General features: G+C 38.6%; 12 protein-coding genes. 5 read left to right on the plus strand and 7 right to left on the minus strand.

The genetic code is table 11. The annotated features are described in order from the left end of the window. From ACFS25_RS28280 to ACFS25_RS28290, 3 genes are all read right to left on the minus strand, one after another. Positions 1-1,327, minus strand: a 1,327-nt coding sequence (locus tag ACFS25_RS28280) for an MBL fold metallo-hydrolase (RefSeq protein ID WP_381508031.1), incomplete at its 3' end; no start/stop codon positions are given. A 597-nt stretch (positions 1,328-1,924) separates the two neighbouring features. Next, complete coding sequence (locus ACFS25_RS28285; protein ID WP_381508033.1) at positions 1,925-2,377, minus strand: type II toxin-antitoxin system VapC family toxin; 453 nt, start codon at positions 2,375-2,377, stop codon at positions 1,925-1,927. Further along, on the minus strand, positions 2,374-2,556 hold the full coding sequence (locus ACFS25_RS28290; protein WP_381508035.1) for a hypothetical protein: 183 nt from the start codon (positions 2,554-2,556) through the stop codon (positions 2,374-2,376). The genes ACFS25_RS28285 and ACFS25_RS28290 overlap by 4 nt, the downstream gene beginning before the upstream one ends. 527 nt (positions 2,557-3,083) lie before the next feature. On the opposite strand from ACFS25_RS28290, the gene ACFS25_RS28295 reads away from it, so the two are divergent. The 3 genes from ACFS25_RS28295 (at position 3,084) to ACFS25_RS28305 (ending at position 8,682) form a co-directional block, all read left to right on the plus strand. Further along, the gene (locus ACFS25_RS28295; protein WP_381508038.1) at positions 3,084-5,423 is read left to right on the plus strand and encodes an nSTAND3 domain-containing NTPase; all 2,340 of its coding nucleotides are present in this window, start codon (positions 3,084-3,086) and stop codon (positions 5,421-5,423) included. Between the two features lie 220 nt (positions 5,424-5,643). Beyond that, positions 5,644-6,873, plus strand: a complete 1,230-nt coding sequence (locus tag ACFS25_RS28300) for an IS256 family transposase (RefSeq protein ID WP_381508040.1) — start codon at positions 5,644-5,646, stop codon at positions 6,871-6,873. A gap of 273 nt (positions 6,874-7,146) precedes the next feature. After that, positions 7,147-8,682, plus strand: a complete 1,536-nt coding sequence (locus ACFS25_RS28305) for a ComEC/Rec2 family competence protein (RefSeq protein WP_381508042.1) — start codon at positions 7,147-7,149, stop codon at positions 8,680-8,682. Between the two features lie 383 nt (positions 8,683-9,065). Here ACFS25_RS28305 and ACFS25_RS28310 read toward each other — a convergent pair whose 3' ends face one another. Beyond that, positions 9,066-9,224, minus strand: a complete 159-nt coding sequence (locus ACFS25_RS28310; protein WP_381508044.1) for a transposase — start codon at positions 9,222-9,224, stop codon at positions 9,066-9,068. A 428-nt stretch (positions 9,225-9,652) separates the two neighbouring features. On the opposite strand from ACFS25_RS28310, the gene ACFS25_RS28315 reads away from it, so the two are divergent. After that, the gene (locus tag ACFS25_RS28315; RefSeq protein ID WP_381508046.1) at positions 9,653-10,798 is read left to right on the plus strand and encodes a DUF3800 domain-containing protein; all 1,146 of its coding nucleotides are present in this window, start codon (positions 9,653-9,655) and stop codon (positions 10,796-10,798) included. Between the two features lie 198 nt (positions 10,799-10,996). Beyond that, the gene (locus ACFS25_RS28320; protein ID WP_381508048.1) at positions 10,997-12,577 is read left to right on the plus strand and encodes a DnaB-like helicase C-terminal domain-containing protein; all 1,581 of its coding nucleotides are present in this window, start codon (positions 10,997-10,999) and stop codon (positions 12,575-12,577) included. Between the two features lie 80 nt (positions 12,578-12,657). Here ACFS25_RS28320 and ACFS25_RS28325 read toward each other — a convergent pair whose 3' ends face one another. The 3 genes from ACFS25_RS28325 to ACFS25_RS28335 all read right to left on the minus strand — a co-directional run bounded on the left by ACFS25_RS28325 (position 12,658) and on the right by ACFS25_RS28335 (position 16,824). Then, positions 12,658-15,057, minus strand: a complete 2,400-nt coding sequence (locus ACFS25_RS28325; RefSeq protein WP_381508050.1) for a hypothetical protein — start codon at positions 15,055-15,057, stop codon at positions 12,658-12,660. A 6-nt stretch (positions 15,058-15,063) separates the two neighbouring features. Next, on the minus strand, positions 15,064-16,248 hold the full coding sequence (locus ACFS25_RS28330) for a hypothetical protein (protein WP_381508052.1): 1,185 nt from the start codon (positions 16,246-16,248) through the stop codon (positions 15,064-15,066). 234 nt (positions 16,249-16,482) lie between these two features. After that, positions 16,483-16,824: a hypothetical protein gene (locus ACFS25_RS28335; protein WP_381508053.1), complete on the minus strand. Its 342-nt coding sequence runs from the start codon at positions 16,822-16,824 to the stop codon at positions 16,483-16,485. Positions 16,825-17,330 lie beyond the last annotated feature (506 nt).

A 17,330-nucleotide genomic window follows, 5' to 3' on the forward strand; every position in this document is an offset into this window, starting at 1 on the left:
CCGGTTTACCCGTTTTGGGTAACCACACCAGGTCGTCTTCAAACAACAGCTGCTGATCCGGAAAATAGTAGATTAAGTAATCATTGGTATGAGCCGACTGAGGACCCATGTGATAGATCTCCATCCGGAACTGGCCATCGGTAATGGTTTTGTGAGCACCCACTGATTCAAGTTTCAGTGGTTTGGGAGCCAGCGCCAAGCTGTCGGGGCTTAGCTGATGGGTAGCTGCCGTCACATCATGAATATAGGCTTCGTTGCCAGGGCTGCTCAAAATGGTAGCCCCCCGGTGCACAAAGGGCCGAACACCACCCAGATAATGGGGATGATGGTGGCCCGCCACAAAGTAGCGGATGGGCTTAGCAGGAACCAACTGACGGACCTGTTGAATAATAAGCTCCCCGTTCTGACTGCTGAGTGGTGCCTCCGCTACCAACAAAAAATCGGTGAACTCAACCAGCATCACCCGGTCATCGGTGTGGGGCAGGGTGATGAAATAGATGTGATCGCTGTACTTTTCCGAGTGCAGCGTAGCGGTCACTTCCCCCACCGGTGTCAAGGCATAGTCGGCCGGTCGCTGGAGTAAAACGGGGGCCTGCGGGGTTAGTTTGGCCTGAGCGAGTAGGACCTGATCGTGTAGCCGTCCATTAACCTTATCTATGGTGATGCGGGTTGGTTGCCAGCTATGGCCTAGCCGGCGGTATTCCTGGTAGGTAATGGTCGTTAATAAGTCGCCCAGCATCGGATCAGCTTCCAGCAGCGTAACCTGGTCCAATAGCCCGTCCGAGTGCCGAATAAACAAACGAACCCGGGTTTGATTAAGTTGGAGCTGATAACAGGCCCGCTGGGTTGAGCTACGCTCAGGGTCAAGCGCAGGCGGATACCGATGGGCATAGTCAAGCAGCCAGATTGGTGAATAGCGAGCAGCCGCTAGTAGCTGGGCGGCCAGCCGTTGCGGGCTGACCGTCGCCAACTTATCTTCTCCCGGCTCAAGCAACAGGAGTGTCTGGGGGTCCGCCTGCGTTTTGGCGTAATACACCTTTTTACGGGTGGGGCTATAGAGTGTGTCGACTTGGCGGAAGTGAGTGGCATTGATCCATAAAGTGCCCCTCGCCTGATAAGGCGTTTGTTGCCAGGGTTCGGCAGTATGCTCCAACTCCGAACGCTGTTCCTGATAGCTGACTTGTAGATACTGCGGACCGAGGGGCTCAACTTGCTTGGCCCAGCAGCGAGCCAGGACCTTTTGGCTCATCGTCCCTGATGGTCGGGAAGCACTGGTTAGCCTAGAGTTAAGTAGATTCAGTAGAAGTAGATACAAAAGGAATGGCATAGGTAGACGGGTCATTGGCTGCCAAATCTACGTATTCTACCGTATCCAAGTATCAAGCTTAACCTGAGTTTGACGCAGCAACTCGCTGTCTTGTCAAGACAATCGGACTATTAATTGGCTTCGTCTCAAATAAGGCTCCTAAGTGAGACGATGTATCTTACGTGTATATACTTCCAACATGACCACGCCCGCAACGGTGGATCGTGATGCTTCGGGTGTTTAAAGAGACCCAATCCGATCTTCAACTAGTACTTTACCGTTATCTGAAATAAAGGGAAGCTGAACTCACACTTTTTTAGAATTTGTACATTTCATAGTAAGCGTTCAGATAACGCAACCTTTTCGTGAACGATTTTAGGGAGTAATCGAAAAGGCAAGGGTACATCACTGAGCAACAAGTAACGTCCAGTTGACCAAGCGATTTCGTGGACGTTTTTCACTTACGCGAAATAGTGGTACAGCCTACTGATATACAAAAGGTTGTGCGTTCAAATAATCTATTTTATTTGCCTTTAAATGAACGGTTCGGCTCTTAGACGTTAGAAAAGGGATCAACAAGGTCAACGGCGTCTAATGGAGAAGTGGCAGCTATGTCTCTTAAATACGTCTGGTACTTTGGAGGAGTTGCTGATAATTTTCAGGCTTATATAAAGTAATCCCCTTCATTCGCTCGAAATGCTTAGGATTGAGCGTAAAAACCGGAACGTCAAACACTAAAGCCGTCCCAATCGTATAGGCATCACCGACACCGGTATCAGGCCATCGGCGGGCCACCGCTAGGGCTTGCTCACTAACCCCATCACTATTTAGAACGATGTAGTTATCCAACCGCTTTCGATGCCGATCATACTCTGCCCGACTAATAGGCATGGCTAGTCCCCGTTGAATGAGTAGCCAATGTTGTAACTCGATGAAGACAGCCGTGCTGATAGTTTCCTGGTACTGTTCAATAGCTCTTTGATACGCTTCTAAAAACGGTGGTTTGGCTAAAAAAACACGGCTTAACAACCCTGTATCACACAGCAAGGCAGGCTTTGTTACGGTAATCAAGGGATAGGGGTCGGTTCGATATGTTTGTGTTTGCCCAGTTCACGGGCTATGGCCAATCCAGGGTCTTCTGTTGACAGTTGCCCTGATGGGATGATGCCCTCAATCACCTGACCCGATGCATTCAGAAGTTTTACCTTAAGCGGCCTTTTGGCCCTTGACTTGGTTTTGGTCGTTGCCATAGCTTGATCGATGTTCACAAAATTAACAAAAGTCGTGACGAATAGATCCAACTAATACTTATATCCGAAAGCCAGATGAGGGTTGTTTTTGAATTAGTGAAAACATAAATAATACGATGAGTGGGATTGCCATTCATACACGTTCTAACTAGTTTTTATAGCTTCTTGACTCCCAGTAGCTTATATATATTTAATGGATTGTCCTATCAACAGTGTTTCAACCGGGAGGATATAATGTGAAGAAACCGCCCAATTAAGCTAAGCGCACTCCCGAAGGGACTTAAACTTTTAGCGTAAGTTGTTGATATTAAGTATAATATATTAATTTAGTTGGTTTGGTTGACGGAATAGTTGACGGAATAACAAATGTGCCAAATTATTTACAGAGTAGTTGACGGTCTGATTGACGCGGAAATGTATTTTTACCCTTCAATCGGGCGACCTCTACCGGCTAATTAATACGGTTTGAGCTAGATGGGTATTTGAATCGATACTAAATTTAGAATTAAAAGATAATTTCGCGAAATATGGATGATTATAATTTTACTACTCTAAATGATAAAGAGTTCGAATTAATTGCCAAAGATTTGCTAAATGCAAAATACAAACTTGGACTTCAAAGTTTTAAATCAGGTAAAGATAAAGGTATAGATTTAAGATTTTCCACTTCTGGAAACAATAATTCAATAGTTGTTCAGGTAAAACACTATGTTGGATCCGGTTTTCAAAAGTTCAAAAAAGTTTTAATAACTGAAGAGTTAGATAAGATAAAAAAATTAGCACCAGATAGATATATAGTTGTTACCTCTCTTCCGCTTTCCGCCGTTCAAAAAGACGAAATTAAAGTTGCACTCGATCCCTATATCTTAACTTCTAATGATATATTTGGAAAAGAGGATTTAAATGGAATACTTTTTGACTTCAAAGAAATAGAAAAAAAATATTTTAAACTTTGGTTCTCAAGCATTAATATTCTGAATACAGTATTTAATAATGCCATTGAAGGTAGGACAAAATACATGTTAGAACAGATAAACGAGAAAATACGTTTTTATGTAATTACTAAGAAGATAAACGATGCTATTAAAACACTACAAAAAGGTAAATTACTGCTTATAACGGGTCAGCCGGGAATTGGGAAGACAACTTTAGCTGAAATTATATTATTTGACAGAGCTAAAAATGGGTTGAAAATATACAAAGTTGAAAATATATTAGAAGCAGAAGATGTTATATCTCCGAATCCTGATGAAAAACAACTATTTTATTTTGATGACTTTTTAGGTGCCAACTATTTCGAAATAATGAATGCATCTAATACCGAGACGCAACTAACAAATTTCGTCGAGAGAGTAAAAGCTACACCGAATAAATATTTAATTTTAACTACGAGGACAGTAATACTTAATCAAGCGATTGAAAGATATGAAAAAATAAGTAGGTCTAGGCTCAATAATCAGCAATTTGAGATAAAGCTGTCTGATTATACAAAATACGAAAAAGCACAAATTTTATATAATCATCTATATTTTAGAGAAATACCTGAGCGATTACTTGATGCTATAATATCGAATAGGTTTTATATGAAAATTATAGAACATAATAATTATACACCACGAATAATAGAATTTATTACTGATACGCATCGAATTTATAATTTATCGCCTGATGCATACAAACAATTTATTTTAAACAATTTACGTAACCCAAAAGAGATTTGGCGTTATTCCTTCATTAATCAGATACAATATTTGGATAAATGCTTATTGCTAACTCTGTTTACATTTGAAATTGAACAATTTGAAATATCACTCATTGGAGCATTTGAAGCTCGTTTGCAGTATGAGAAAACGAAACATAACCAAATAATTACTGCGAATCAGTTTCATGATTCTATTAAAGTTCTCCTAAACGGTTTTATTTTATCTAGTTTGCATAGTGGAAAACCGATAAAGCGTAGCTATAGATTTATAAACCCCTCATTAGTAGATTTTTTAATTGGGTACGTTGTAGAATCATTTCCTGAAAGGAAAAGTATAGTGTCCAGCTTTTTATATGTAGAACAACTTGAGAGATTTAATCCAGAAAGGGGAATAATTCCTTTAGAAGAAGAGTTGCAAATTATTATAAGAGATATGGTTCCTAAAGAACAATTAACAAGTATACAAAGAGATAGGGTAAGTTTTGTAGGAGGTGTAAGGAGTGCTGCTTATATGAGAATTTTAATTACATATTGCCCATTAATAGACACAGATGCGCACCTCCTTGAGAATTTTAATAAGCTCAATTTTGAGGAAGATTGGGATCTTTTTTTGGAAGATATTGAATATTTTCTAGTTAATGTCGCTGACGCACCACAAACGTATCATTACATTAAGCAAAATTATATTAAAATTATTGAAAAGGTTATGATTACAAATGATGAGGTTGCCAGTGCGGAGAAGATACCTGAATTATTTGAAAAATTTGGATATAAATATTTAGATTATCTACAAGATAATGATAAAGCTAGAGATATAATAACAGATATGATAGAGAACGTATTATGTAAAAGTGAGGAAGATCTGAAGTATGCACATGAGGATACAGTAAAAGATAAAGATGAAGTTAGTGATATATATAAAGAAATTTATATTCTTGAAGAAAAATTATTAGAGGTCTTATTACCTGATATTTCACCCTCTTACGACTTAAAGGTTACTATAGATTGGTCTTTTTGGGAAGAAAAAGTTGAAACCAATATTGTAAAAGCTGAAGCTGAGGATTCAGCTTTTGACGATTATGATGAAGATTATTATAAAGAAGCAATGAGTGATATGAGTGATGAGGATGATGAAATTGATAATCTATTTTCGAAAAACGATTAGACTGAATTGCTATGTATAAAACAGTAAAAGGCAAGGTTGCTAGTTTGTTCTAAACTAGTCGGTCACCTTATAATAGTCTATTTGAGATGTTAAGTTCGACTTATAATGAGATAAACTATACAGAATGGTAAAAGATCATGTTGAGAGACTGCTCGCTGAACTGTGTCAAGCCTGAGGGTGAATAGAAGGGAAAAAGAAAAAATTTTTTATTTTCACTATCATGACGGACACAACTAACAACTTCGATTTCGAGTCCTTCAAGCAAGCGGCCATCAAAGGCCTCTACGAAGGCAAACTCTTGACGGGCGAAAACGGACTTTTCGCCCCTTTACTCAAACACTTCCTGGAATCAGCCTTGGAAGGGGAAATGAATGGACACTTGGTGCAGACCCTGCAAACTGAACAAAACCGCCGAAACGGCAAGGCCACCAAGACCGTCAAATCCAGTGCTGGTCTACTGGATTTGACCACACCGCGCGACCGATCCGGTACTTATCAACCTCAGATCGTGCCCAAACGGCAGCTGGTCCTTACGCCCCAGTTAGAGCAGAAAGTACTCTCCCTCTACAGCGTTGGAAACAGCTATGCCGACATCGCACATCACCTCCAGGAGATGTATGGTTACTCGCTCTCCGACAGCGAGTTGACGGCTATCACTGACAAAGTCATTCCCGCTATGCGCGAGTGGCAAAACCGGCCTTTGGAAAGCTTGTACGTATTGGTTTGGCTCGACGGCATTTACTACAAGGTGCGCCATGAGGGCAAAGTTGTCACGCGCGTGCTGTACAGTCTGATCGGCCTGACGTTGTCGGGCAAAAAGCAGGTGCTGGGCATCTATACGGCCGAAAGCGAGTCGGCTAAGTTTTGGCTTTCGGTGCTGACCGATTTAAAACAACGGGGGGTGGACGACCTGCTGATCACCTGCGTAGATGGGTTGAAAGGCTTCGATACGGCCATCAACAGCGTTTTTCCGGCCGCTACGGTCCAGCTCTGCATTGTCCATCAGTTGCGCAACTCGTTCCGCTTCGTACCGGACAAGTTGTTGAAAGACTTTGCCAAGGATTTGAAGACGGTTTACCAGGCTCCTAACCGAGAGCAAGGCATGGAGAATCTGTTGTTGGTACAGGAAAAGTGGGGATCGGCTTATCCTAAAGCGGTGCAACCCTGGTTAGAAAAGTGGGAACTGCTGTCGCCCTTTTTCGACTATCCAGCTCCCATTCGCAAGGTGATGTACACGACAAATACGGTCGAAGGCTACCACCGGCAGTTGCGTAAAGTGACGAAAACCAAAGGTGCTTTTAGTTCGGATGTGGCTTTGCAAAAGTTGGTCTATTTAACAATCCAAAACCTACAAATCAGATGGGAGACGACAACCTATAATTGGAAAGAACTGATTAATCAGTTCAGCATTATATTTGATGAACGCATAAAGCTACATCGCTTCGACTAAACCCTGCTGACACAGTTCAGCGAGCACTCCCTTTCAACGTGTTCACATTCATCGATTAGTGGCTAAGCTTTCATCTTATCAAGAGAACAATTCGTAGCTTCCATCCAAAATTTAGATAAACAGCAATGAAACTAAATCCTAGTTATCAAACTGAGATAAATTTCAATAACTAAGGTTCGATTTGGAAAGTTGACTGAGGGTGAATAAATTGTAGGTGTTCACAACTAACTAAGTATGAGTAAGTTTTACTCTAACTAGTTCACCACAAATCGTATGCCTGTCCCCGCTACACTTTCTACACTATCTACCCAAGGCCACGGGTTTGCTGTCTTTCCTGAAGTGAGGATATGTCGTGTCCCAAATGGCAAAGGCTTTCAACATTTATTATTTGGCGATTATATTACGCCACCTAAAAAAAGTGACGGGTCTTATTCTCGATGGGGAGAAGACTCTACTCAGGAAGTAAACGGGGAAACATGGCTTAAGGTCAGAAGCCGTCAAGAAGAAGGCTGGATCAGGCTTAGTGAGATTCAGACCCAACGACTTCTTGAGGTCAATTTTGTGGACATAGGACAAGGGGACGGTTGTCATTTGGTTACACCTAGCGACGAACATTTTATCATTGATGCCGGGGAAGGAGATAATATGTACCGATTTCTTCGCTGGCGCTTTAACCTGTCACAATCCGGGGGCCAACTGCCTAAGTTCACGGCTATAATTAGCCATCCTGATGAGGACCACTACAAAGGCCTTAACTTGCTATTAGCCCAGCCTCCTGCGAATCAAAAGAGACAGATTCGATTTGACGAGGTCTTCCATAATACCATAATTCAACGTGCTGGTAGTACGTTAGGGAAGTCCACCTCTTTTAATGGCGTAAATTATTTATCAGAGTTTATCGATACTCAGGCTAAACTAGTAGACGTCTTAGGAAAAGATGGTGCCAAGAGTAATTATGAAAAATTGCTTAAGGGAAGCCTGAATACTTTTCCCAACCTTTCTATAAAAGGAATTTGGAAAGATATGGGTCAGGAGACCCTTATATACGATGATCCTTTATTGAGGTTAGAAGTTTTAGCCCCTATCCCTGAGACCATAGAAGTTGATGGTGTGAAACAGAAAGCGTTGCGATGGTTTGCCGACGATGTAGGAAAAACTAAAAATGGGCATTCCGTGGTACTCGCTGCCCGGATTGGTAAAATGAAAATATTACTAGGGGGTGATCTAAATTCAAAATCGGCTGATTACTTAATGTCTCGTTACAGTGGGAAGAATGTAGAGCTGGTCAAGAAGAAAATAGCCTTAAGTAACGATGAGCAGGAGTTAGTGGAGCTACGGTCAGAACTTCAGGAAATTATAAACGAAAACCGGACGTATTTTCAGTCTGAGGTAGCTAAAGCCTGTCACCATGGAAGCCATGATATAACTAATGAGTTTTTACAGGCAGTAAATCCAATCGCTACCATTATCTCCAGTGGCGATGAGGAATCGTTTTGTCATCCTCGTCCTGAAACATTAGGGGCTATTGGAAAATTCAGCCGAGGCGAACGTCCCTTAATTTACAGTACTGAACTAGCCCGTTCTTCTCCTGAGTACATTACTCTTCAGACAAAAAACCTTAAAACAGATACGGTGAAGCAACGGATTGTGTCGACCTATGGCATGATCACGCTGAGAACGGATGGAGAAACCGCTGTGATTGCCCAAAAACTGGAAAAACCTCGTTCCTCGTTCGGTGATATTACCAAATGGCAAATAGATAAGCTGATTTGGAATGACGAACGAGGCGAGTTTATCTCGAAAAAGTAGCGTTTTCGTGGACGAAAGCACAAAAATTACTTTTGCACTTTTTGCAGATAATAGAAAACACTTTCAAGGTATTTAGGGTAGTGCATAATTGTATTATTTCTTAAAGCTTGGGTATGGATTCGTACCAATAGTTTTACTGACTCATCTCATAAAACAAAATATGTTGTTAATTAATGAGATGGAAATTTAACCGGGCCCATTTCTATGGTTTACGCAAGTGGTGACACATAATTTTTGTCATATTTTCACCCCAAGCCACCACCGCGTACACCCGATGACTGAGCTTATTGCGATCGGATCGCCTAATCGACTGCATTCAAGACGAGCATTTTGTTCTTACCCTATTTGACTTTGCCACACCGGCGGACCGGCTGGTAGTAATCCTACAGTTGGCCCTTCGCTCGAATAGCTGTCATCGAGCCTAGATGGAATAAAGATTTGAGCCGTTTACGGGCATGCTGACTCACACCCGGTCGCCCTCGGACACTGCTACCCGACCGATAGTTAAAAGGAGCACTTCCCCGCATGACAGGCCATTTCATTAGGCTCCGTAGTGGTCTACATTTCATTCATAGCAATGACGATCTCCTTGGCAGTGGCCGTACCAATGCCGGGGACTTATCACAAGTTGATTCGTAGAGTTATAAACGCAATGAAGCCACTACAAGTCTACTAAAAGACAGCCCGTTTAGTGTGGCTCGAGTCTAGAGATTCTGCTAATAAACAAGTTCTGACTTGAGACTTTTAAATCATAGGAATTACTCGGATGAGTCTGCTTGGTTTATTTCGACATAGCGCCGACGAAGGATTTTGTAGTCTGATTGCTTGTAGTTTGCATAAGGTCAACAAGTTACAAATATTACAGCCTTGATCACTGATCAATAATATATAAAGCCAAAATGGCCTGTAATTAGCCGAGCTATTTTTTTCATATATTGCTATATCCACACTAATCTTTTGTAATAGTCTAATGGAAGCACCAGAGCCAAACCCCAATCAAAATGAGGAGAACCAACATTTATCAAATGAAGAAGGGGAAGCAGTTGACGAATTAAGCAGCAGGAAACAGCGGCAGAATGAGGCAGGTCGTGAGCAGATATTAGCAAGCGTTGGTAGTAATAGACCTAAAACTACCAAAGAAAAAGTAGCATATGTCCTCAATCGATCAATTGAGGCACGTAATTCGGATGTTGACTTAGCCTGGGAATATTGGGGTGAATTTGAGTCTGACAGATTTAACGGTCATTCAGTTACTAAAGACGATTTGAGGTCCCTAACGGGCTTGCCATCCATATCCAGAGCAAGAGCTAAAATACAAAATGAATACAAATTATACTTAGCTGATGTTGAGGTAAGGAAATTTAGAGGAACGCTAGATGAAGATATAAGAAAAGAAGTTGTTGAGGATCGGCCTGGTGATTTGGGTGTATATACGGTTTACGTTGATGAAGCGGGCAAAACACAAGAATTTATATCTGTTGGCTCCCTCTGGCTGCTAGATGCTGGCTCAGAGGTTATCTCTAGACAACGCGAGATTGAGGATTGGGTTAAAGCTAAAGGAATAAGACATGAGTTTCATTTTAAGGCACTTACAAACTCGAGAGATCAATTAAATTCCTACAAACAGTTCTTTACCTTATTTCTTGAGAAATTCTCTACAATAGGCTTTAAGGCGATTATTTTAAATAATTCTGGGTTTTCAGACACCCGATCTGTGATAACCGACTTAACCTATCATTTAATAAGTAAAGGCATTGCTCACGAAGATGAAACGCAACGGGCTCCGCTGCCAAGGTTACTTCAAGTCTGGATTGATGAAGAGGAACGCGGAAGCGATACATTGAAACTGGAGAATATTAAAGAGCGGTTAACTAGTCAAAAAATAGCTGGACTTCACTTAAATACATTTACGGCTGTTTCATCTAAAAACAACTTCTTCATTCAGATGACTGATCTATTTACTAGTGCTATTAATAGGAGACTCCATAATGCCCCGAGTGGTCATTTTAAAGATGAATTAGCCGATTTTATTTTACATGAAACTGGCTTTAATCTTGATGAATTGGATAAAGGAAACAACCAATCCGACAGTGCAAGGGTGTTTAATTTGAGATAAACCAAAAACTATCAAAAGATTGCTGGATAATTTTTAAAAGACTGATTAATAGCTTGGTTATTTTACAATAAAAACTGGCCAGGTTGGTAATCAATCTATTAAAATTGTTTACAGTAGTGTTTAAAAGTAAAAAAAATATCTCCAAAACTATCCAAGAAAAATTTATTTGTCTTGGTTTTTCAATAGCTCATTTGTTATATGGCATCTAAAAGAAAGCTTCAAGTTTTTGTCTCTTCAACTTACACCGATCTTATTAAAGAAAGGCAGGCTGCTGTTGAAGCTATTTTAACGGCTGGGCATATTCCTGCTGGTATGGAATTATTTTCAGCTGGCGATAAATCACAGATGGATGTCATAAAAAGATGGATAGATGAATCAGACGCGTATTTATTAATACTCGCTGGTCGATACGGTTCTATTGATCCAGAATTAGACAAAAGTTATACTCAGCTGGAATATGAATATGCGCTTGAAAAAAGCAAAGCATTTTTCGCCTTGGTAATTACGGAAAAGCGGTTAGATGAGAAGGTTAGATCTGAAGGTAAGGGTATTTTAGAACTTGACAATCCTCAAAAATTAAAAGACTTCAAAGCCTTAGTCGAAACTAAGATAGTTAAGTTTTGGGATGATGAACGAGATATAAAGTTAGCTATATTACAAACGCTTCCCGAATTTGAGCGCCGTCCTGAACTGATTGGTTGGGTTCCAGGAAACGAGGCAACAGCGTCAAATATGGTGGCTAAAGAGATCGCCCGACTGGCTGAGGAAAACTCAGCTCTTAAAGCTAGAGAGTCGTTCAATGTTTCTGTTAAGAAGGCTCTCGAAAGGCTCGAAGGAAGGACCTTCTCGGAAGGACTAACGGGGGTACCTTCTATGCTTATAGAAATAGATAGGCTTACCTCTGGTTGGCAACCTTCAGAACTAATTATCATAGCAGCTCGGCCAGCTATGGGCAAAACTTCGCTAGCCATCTCGGCGTTGCTGAACGCAGCTATCCATTTTGGTACACCTGTAGCTATCTTCACAATGGAACTCTCTAAAGAGCAGTTAGTTGATCGTCTTATTGCTTCAGAAACCGAAATCGATAGTGATAAAATCAGAAAAGCAAACTTGGCTCCTTATGAATGGGTGCAAGTTAGTAACAAGTCCCAACAGCTTATGGAAGCGCCAATTTATATTGAGGACACCTCCTCCCCTTCAATCAGTGAAATATGTGCCAGATGCCGCCAGTTGAAAGCCCAGCATGATATTCAAATGGTTGTAATTGACTATCTACAACTCATAACAGATGATGATAGCAAAGGCATAAATCGTGAAGAGGAAATCACTTCTATTTCAAGAACATTAAAAAACCTAGCTAAAGAGTTGAATATACCAGTCTTAGTACTCTCACAACTAGGTCGGGAAGTGGAGACGCGAGGTGGTGATAAGCGGCCGCAATTATCTGATTTACGAAATTTAGGAAGCATTGAAGCCAACGCAGATGTGGTCATGTTCCTTTACCGGCCTGAATATTATAATATCATACAAGACGATAACGGAAATTCGACAGCAGGTGTAGCCGAATTGATTGTTGTTAAAAATAGAAGTGGTAGTCTTGGTACGATCCAGCTCAGGTTTATTGGGCGGTACACAAAATTCGTTGATTTGGAAAGTTATAATGTAAGTAATTCCAGCTCCTTTGATTCTGTGTTCAAAAGCACAAAATCTTCAACAAGTCGTGCTAGTCGATTTTCTGGTCTCGGAAGTGCTGACCCATCAGATGAACCCCCTTTCTAGTTTTCAGTTTTGTCAAACTACGTTAATGACGACAAGTCCATCATCAAGTCACGACCAAAAATCCTAAGTTAAACATTGCTTCACTCTTCATTGATTTTTTCAGCTACAAGCCTATCAAATTTTGATTTTATATCTTCTTTAACTAATACTTCTTTTCTAATATACTTGACTAGGCCTTTAAGTATTGTGTCTTCATTTTTGTAAAATTCTTGCTCTTCTAAGAGAGCTATACAATCTTCAACTATACCAAAAGTAAGTTTCAGTTTTTTGATTGCAATCGCATAAAAAAATTCATTCAATGCTTCTGCGTGATCATCCGCAATATGTAGTATCATATCACCTAAGACAGATTGCATTTGTATACTTGACTCTTTTGAAATACTGTAATCCAGCTCATCATTAGAACATGCTCTCAATAAACAAGCTTGTATAATACCATCATTAAACCTAACGAAATTGCCTGGATCAAGAATGTTTCTAACGTAATCGCTTTGGTCGAATATTCCTTTATTTCTCATGTCATTTAAGACAGAAGATACGATAAAATAGATCTCTGACTGTTTTGATTGTGAAATAAATTTATTATGTGCCGTGCTACCTTGAAACGGGGCAAAAGCGAATCCATTTCTAATTTTCAGCACTTTATTCCTTATTGTGGGTAAAAATAGATTGTTGGAAAGTCCTTTATTTTTACCGCTTTGTGTAAGCTGTAATATTCTTTCATTACTATAATTAATGATAGCGTTAAAATCTTCGAAATTTTCAAAAAAATCCTGAAACTTTTTCACTGCTTCTTCCTCAATATGCCATGGAGTTTTCTGTGCTTCATTTGAACAGTGTATAGTTTCAACATTAAATATTTTATGAGTATCAACCCCAAATTCTCCCAACCCTAAATTTGATTGAAGAAAATCCAAATGATTTTTATTTCCAGTTCTGTTTATAAAAGTAAAATATAACCTTCTGTAAGATGATTCAACATCTCGCAGCGCTCTGCTTAAATAAAGTAGATTTCTACCTGTTACTATCGAGGAGCTTGCGATTACAATAGATCCTTTAATATTTTTATCTATTTTATTTATTTCCTTAAGACTCAATATTTTAACGGAAGTATTTCCATCGGAAAAAAGAATTTCATTTATTATTGAAGCTAATTTCCGAGAACCATCATCTGGTAGTGTGATTATGTATCTTAATGATGCGGGAATATTTTGAAGAAGATATTTCTCAAGCTTATTAAAAATTAGCTTATATGGATGGTTTTTATCTTCTCTATTTTTCCATTGATCTAAAATAGAAGCTACATCAATATAGATTTCGTATTTTTTATCATTAAATCCATTCTCTTTATGATAGCAGCGTATAAGTGGTTCTGCATCTTTATTGGATTTTTTATAGTAGTTTGAAAAGTCTCTTATGTATATAGGTAAATCAGTCTTTTTTATTAAATGAGGAGTTACAATTGGCTTTTCTAAAAGAAACACATCTCCTTCTACCTTTAATGCTTTAGAACCAATTGAGCAAAATTTACATACTTCACCACGGTTTACATTATAACTCTCAAAAGGTTCTATACAATCAGAGTTGTGTTTATTTTTAGTTAAATCGCAAATAACTTGTTTGTTATAAGGAGACTTTACACTCAGACCATATATTATTGCTATATTATTTAATTCAATGTTTTTTACATTCTTATTGACGTCAGTCATTCGGTTCAATATGCTACCTGAAGTTGAAGACGAGATTAGAAATAGTGAATTACGTCTTGCTTGAAATTTCGACTCCTCAAACATTTTATAAGAACCAAAACTTTCAACATGTACCGACTCTTTAAATGATGGATTTAGTTCTTTTAAAAGGTTTATATATGCATATACTAATGAATTTATTGATGATGTATCAGAGTATATTGATTCAAAACTACTCCTTTTAAAATACTTAATTAAAGAAGCAGCTATAAAGAATATTTCAGTTCCAGCTACTAGAACATTTCCCGTACGCAAAAACCTATTACTGTGTTTTCCCGATGGGAATACAAAGTGGTGCGCTGGCTGAGATATAATAAGGCCTCCGTGCTTTCGGAAAATTTTAATCATTCCTCTTGTAAATATATCATCTATTTCATCTGCCGATGGGCATAAACCAATAACTGATTTAAAATCACCTTTTTCGTTTAAAGAAATTACACAAATTCCTTCTTGGTTTTGGTTAAAGTCAAACTTTGGAATGTAGTTATATATATCCGAATCACTGTTAAATAATTCTTTTACATCATCTTTATTAAATTCAAAACAAATTACAATTAATTTATCAGGTAATGTATGCTGATAAAAATAGTCTCTTAATTGAATTTGAAAATCAGATTGACTTTTCAGTATACCTTTATACGGAAAAAATACTATCAAGTGATTTTGTTTTTGTAAACCTTTACTTTCTACAAAAACCTCTTTGGTGAAACCAAAAATAAAACTATTTTTCATTTATTATTAATTTAAGGGGTAAGCTAGTGTTATGAGCGTGCCCTCTACATTTGCCATTTCACTGTAACTAGAGTGATTGCATTTTATCCAGTCGTAAAGCTCTATTTCATGTGGTACAGTTGTTGATTTATAAGGTGATATGATTAAATCTCGGTAGACTGAAACACGACCAGTACGAATTTTGAGAAATCCTTTTTTTTGGTTTAATAGTTTTAACACTTCATCTAAACCAAATCCTTTACTTTTAGTCTCATTATTTGTGACTGATGATTGGCCTTTAATTAAACATTTACGTATCGTGTCTATATCTTCTTGAATTGGTTGGTTAGATAACCATTTTTCTCTTAAAAATCTTTTAACCAACCCTGGTCCACTGTCAAATATAGATATTTCAAGAATAAAAGATTGACCCGAGTCGATTAGAGCAGATTCATAATAAGTTTTTAAACCTCTATGGTTAGTATTATCAATGAAGTTTCTTTTCGAACTTCGTTGAATCCTCAAAAACATACCTCTTGTATTTGGTGTCAGCTTGACTTGATCTAGATAATCTTTTTTTGCATGTTCGTCAGTGTTTTTCAATAACTCCCAAATTATTTTGAGTAAGCTCTCAAAAGAATCAGCGATATTATTTGACAATCTGTTAGTGTATATCTTGGAGAGATGTTTTAAAATAAGAAATAATGAGTTATCAAAATCGAATGGTGTTTGCCAAAAATTAAATTTTTCTGTATAGAACCAATGTGATAAACCTTTTTCATTTGAATAATGGTCAAAACAGGGAATCAAGATATCCTCATTTGGTAACTTTTCTGACAAAGATTCAATATAAAAATGTATTACAGGTGTATATTTTCTAAAGGTTGATCGCAACGATTCACCTTCTTCATTAATAATTTCACAATGTCTCCATATTGTTGATAATACTAAATACCCATAAAAATCAAGAGTAAAATGCTTAATAGATTCTTCGTCTGTTATCTTTATTGGTATAATTAATCTCCCTTTTTTAGACCGCATCCATGTAAATATTATTGAATACACAGCAGGTAATATACCAAAACCTTTGTAACTAACTTCAAATGGGATTTTAAGATCTACCGCTTCTGGCTCTTCTTCTAATTCTTTCAGCAGCTTTTCAAAAACTTCGAATGAAATATTCTTCGGAATGAGTATTGTTCTTTGATTCATTATAAGTCTTAGATATTAAAGATGCCCGTTTATAGATCTGTAAATTAGTCCGCAAAGTAACTACACCTATATCTTGTTACACTAAGCTCGGTTGATGCTCATGTTATCCCGCTTAACTTTACAGACTTGCTCACGGGTCAATAAATAAGCCTGACCTTTCGAGACGTTTGCTCTGTCAGCCGCAAGCCGCTGTACAAAACTTGACTGGAGAAGCCCGTCGCCGGAACGTTATGCTTACTTGAACTTGATTGCAATGTCCTCACGAGCACCAGTTTTGATAATTATTCCATCAAATTCCTTCTTCTTTCTTTCCCCTATTTTAATCGCCTTCTCTATTGCGGCAAAAGTGAAATCACCTGGTTGGGAAACATTACTGACACGGGTGACAAAATTGAAAGCTATTTCATAGTCGCCTACTGGCTCACATTCTAAGAATACATATTTACCAGATTTTTTCTCAACACGGACTAGCCCTTTGTCAGTCTGGTCGAAGCTGCGTTGATAGGTGGTGGTCGAAAACGCGAACAGCCCAGTGATCAGCAGTCCAGCCACAAAAAACGTAATGGATTTTTTCATGTATTATAAATTGATTGTTTCTTGTGTCAAAACTTTATAATTATGGTGTTTCCTATGTCATTCGAAACCCGCCGAACGAGCAAAGACCTCACCTCTGCGGCCTGCAGCCTGTCGCCGGAATGCTGCCTTGCAATCTAATTTATGGATCTGCACCCGACATGTTAAAGGGCGTAAAGCCACTTAATTACTTTCAACTGATAATCAATTACTTAGAGTTAAGTGTATCTTGTCATCAACTTTAACAGTTAGCATTCAAATATGTAACAATTTTAAATTATTAGGTTGATTATAGTGAGAAAACATCTAGTAAAAATGTCTATTTTTCTGTTATTAAATGAATATGGTGTACTGAAAGGATGTGGCGTCAGCCAATAGGAGGCCGCCGATAGGATTGGCTTTGTACTATCGAAGACTAGACAAATGCTCCTGTAAGGATAAAGATGAAAGAGAAAGTATTCAAGTTTATTATCAAAATCCTAGAAACCGTTTAGCAAAAGCCAACTAGG

It is taken from the genome of Spirosoma flavum, from assembly GCF_042686045.1.
Taxonomy (GTDB): Bacteria; Bacteroidota; Bacteroidia; order Cytophagales; family Spirosomataceae; genus Spirosoma; species Spirosoma flavum.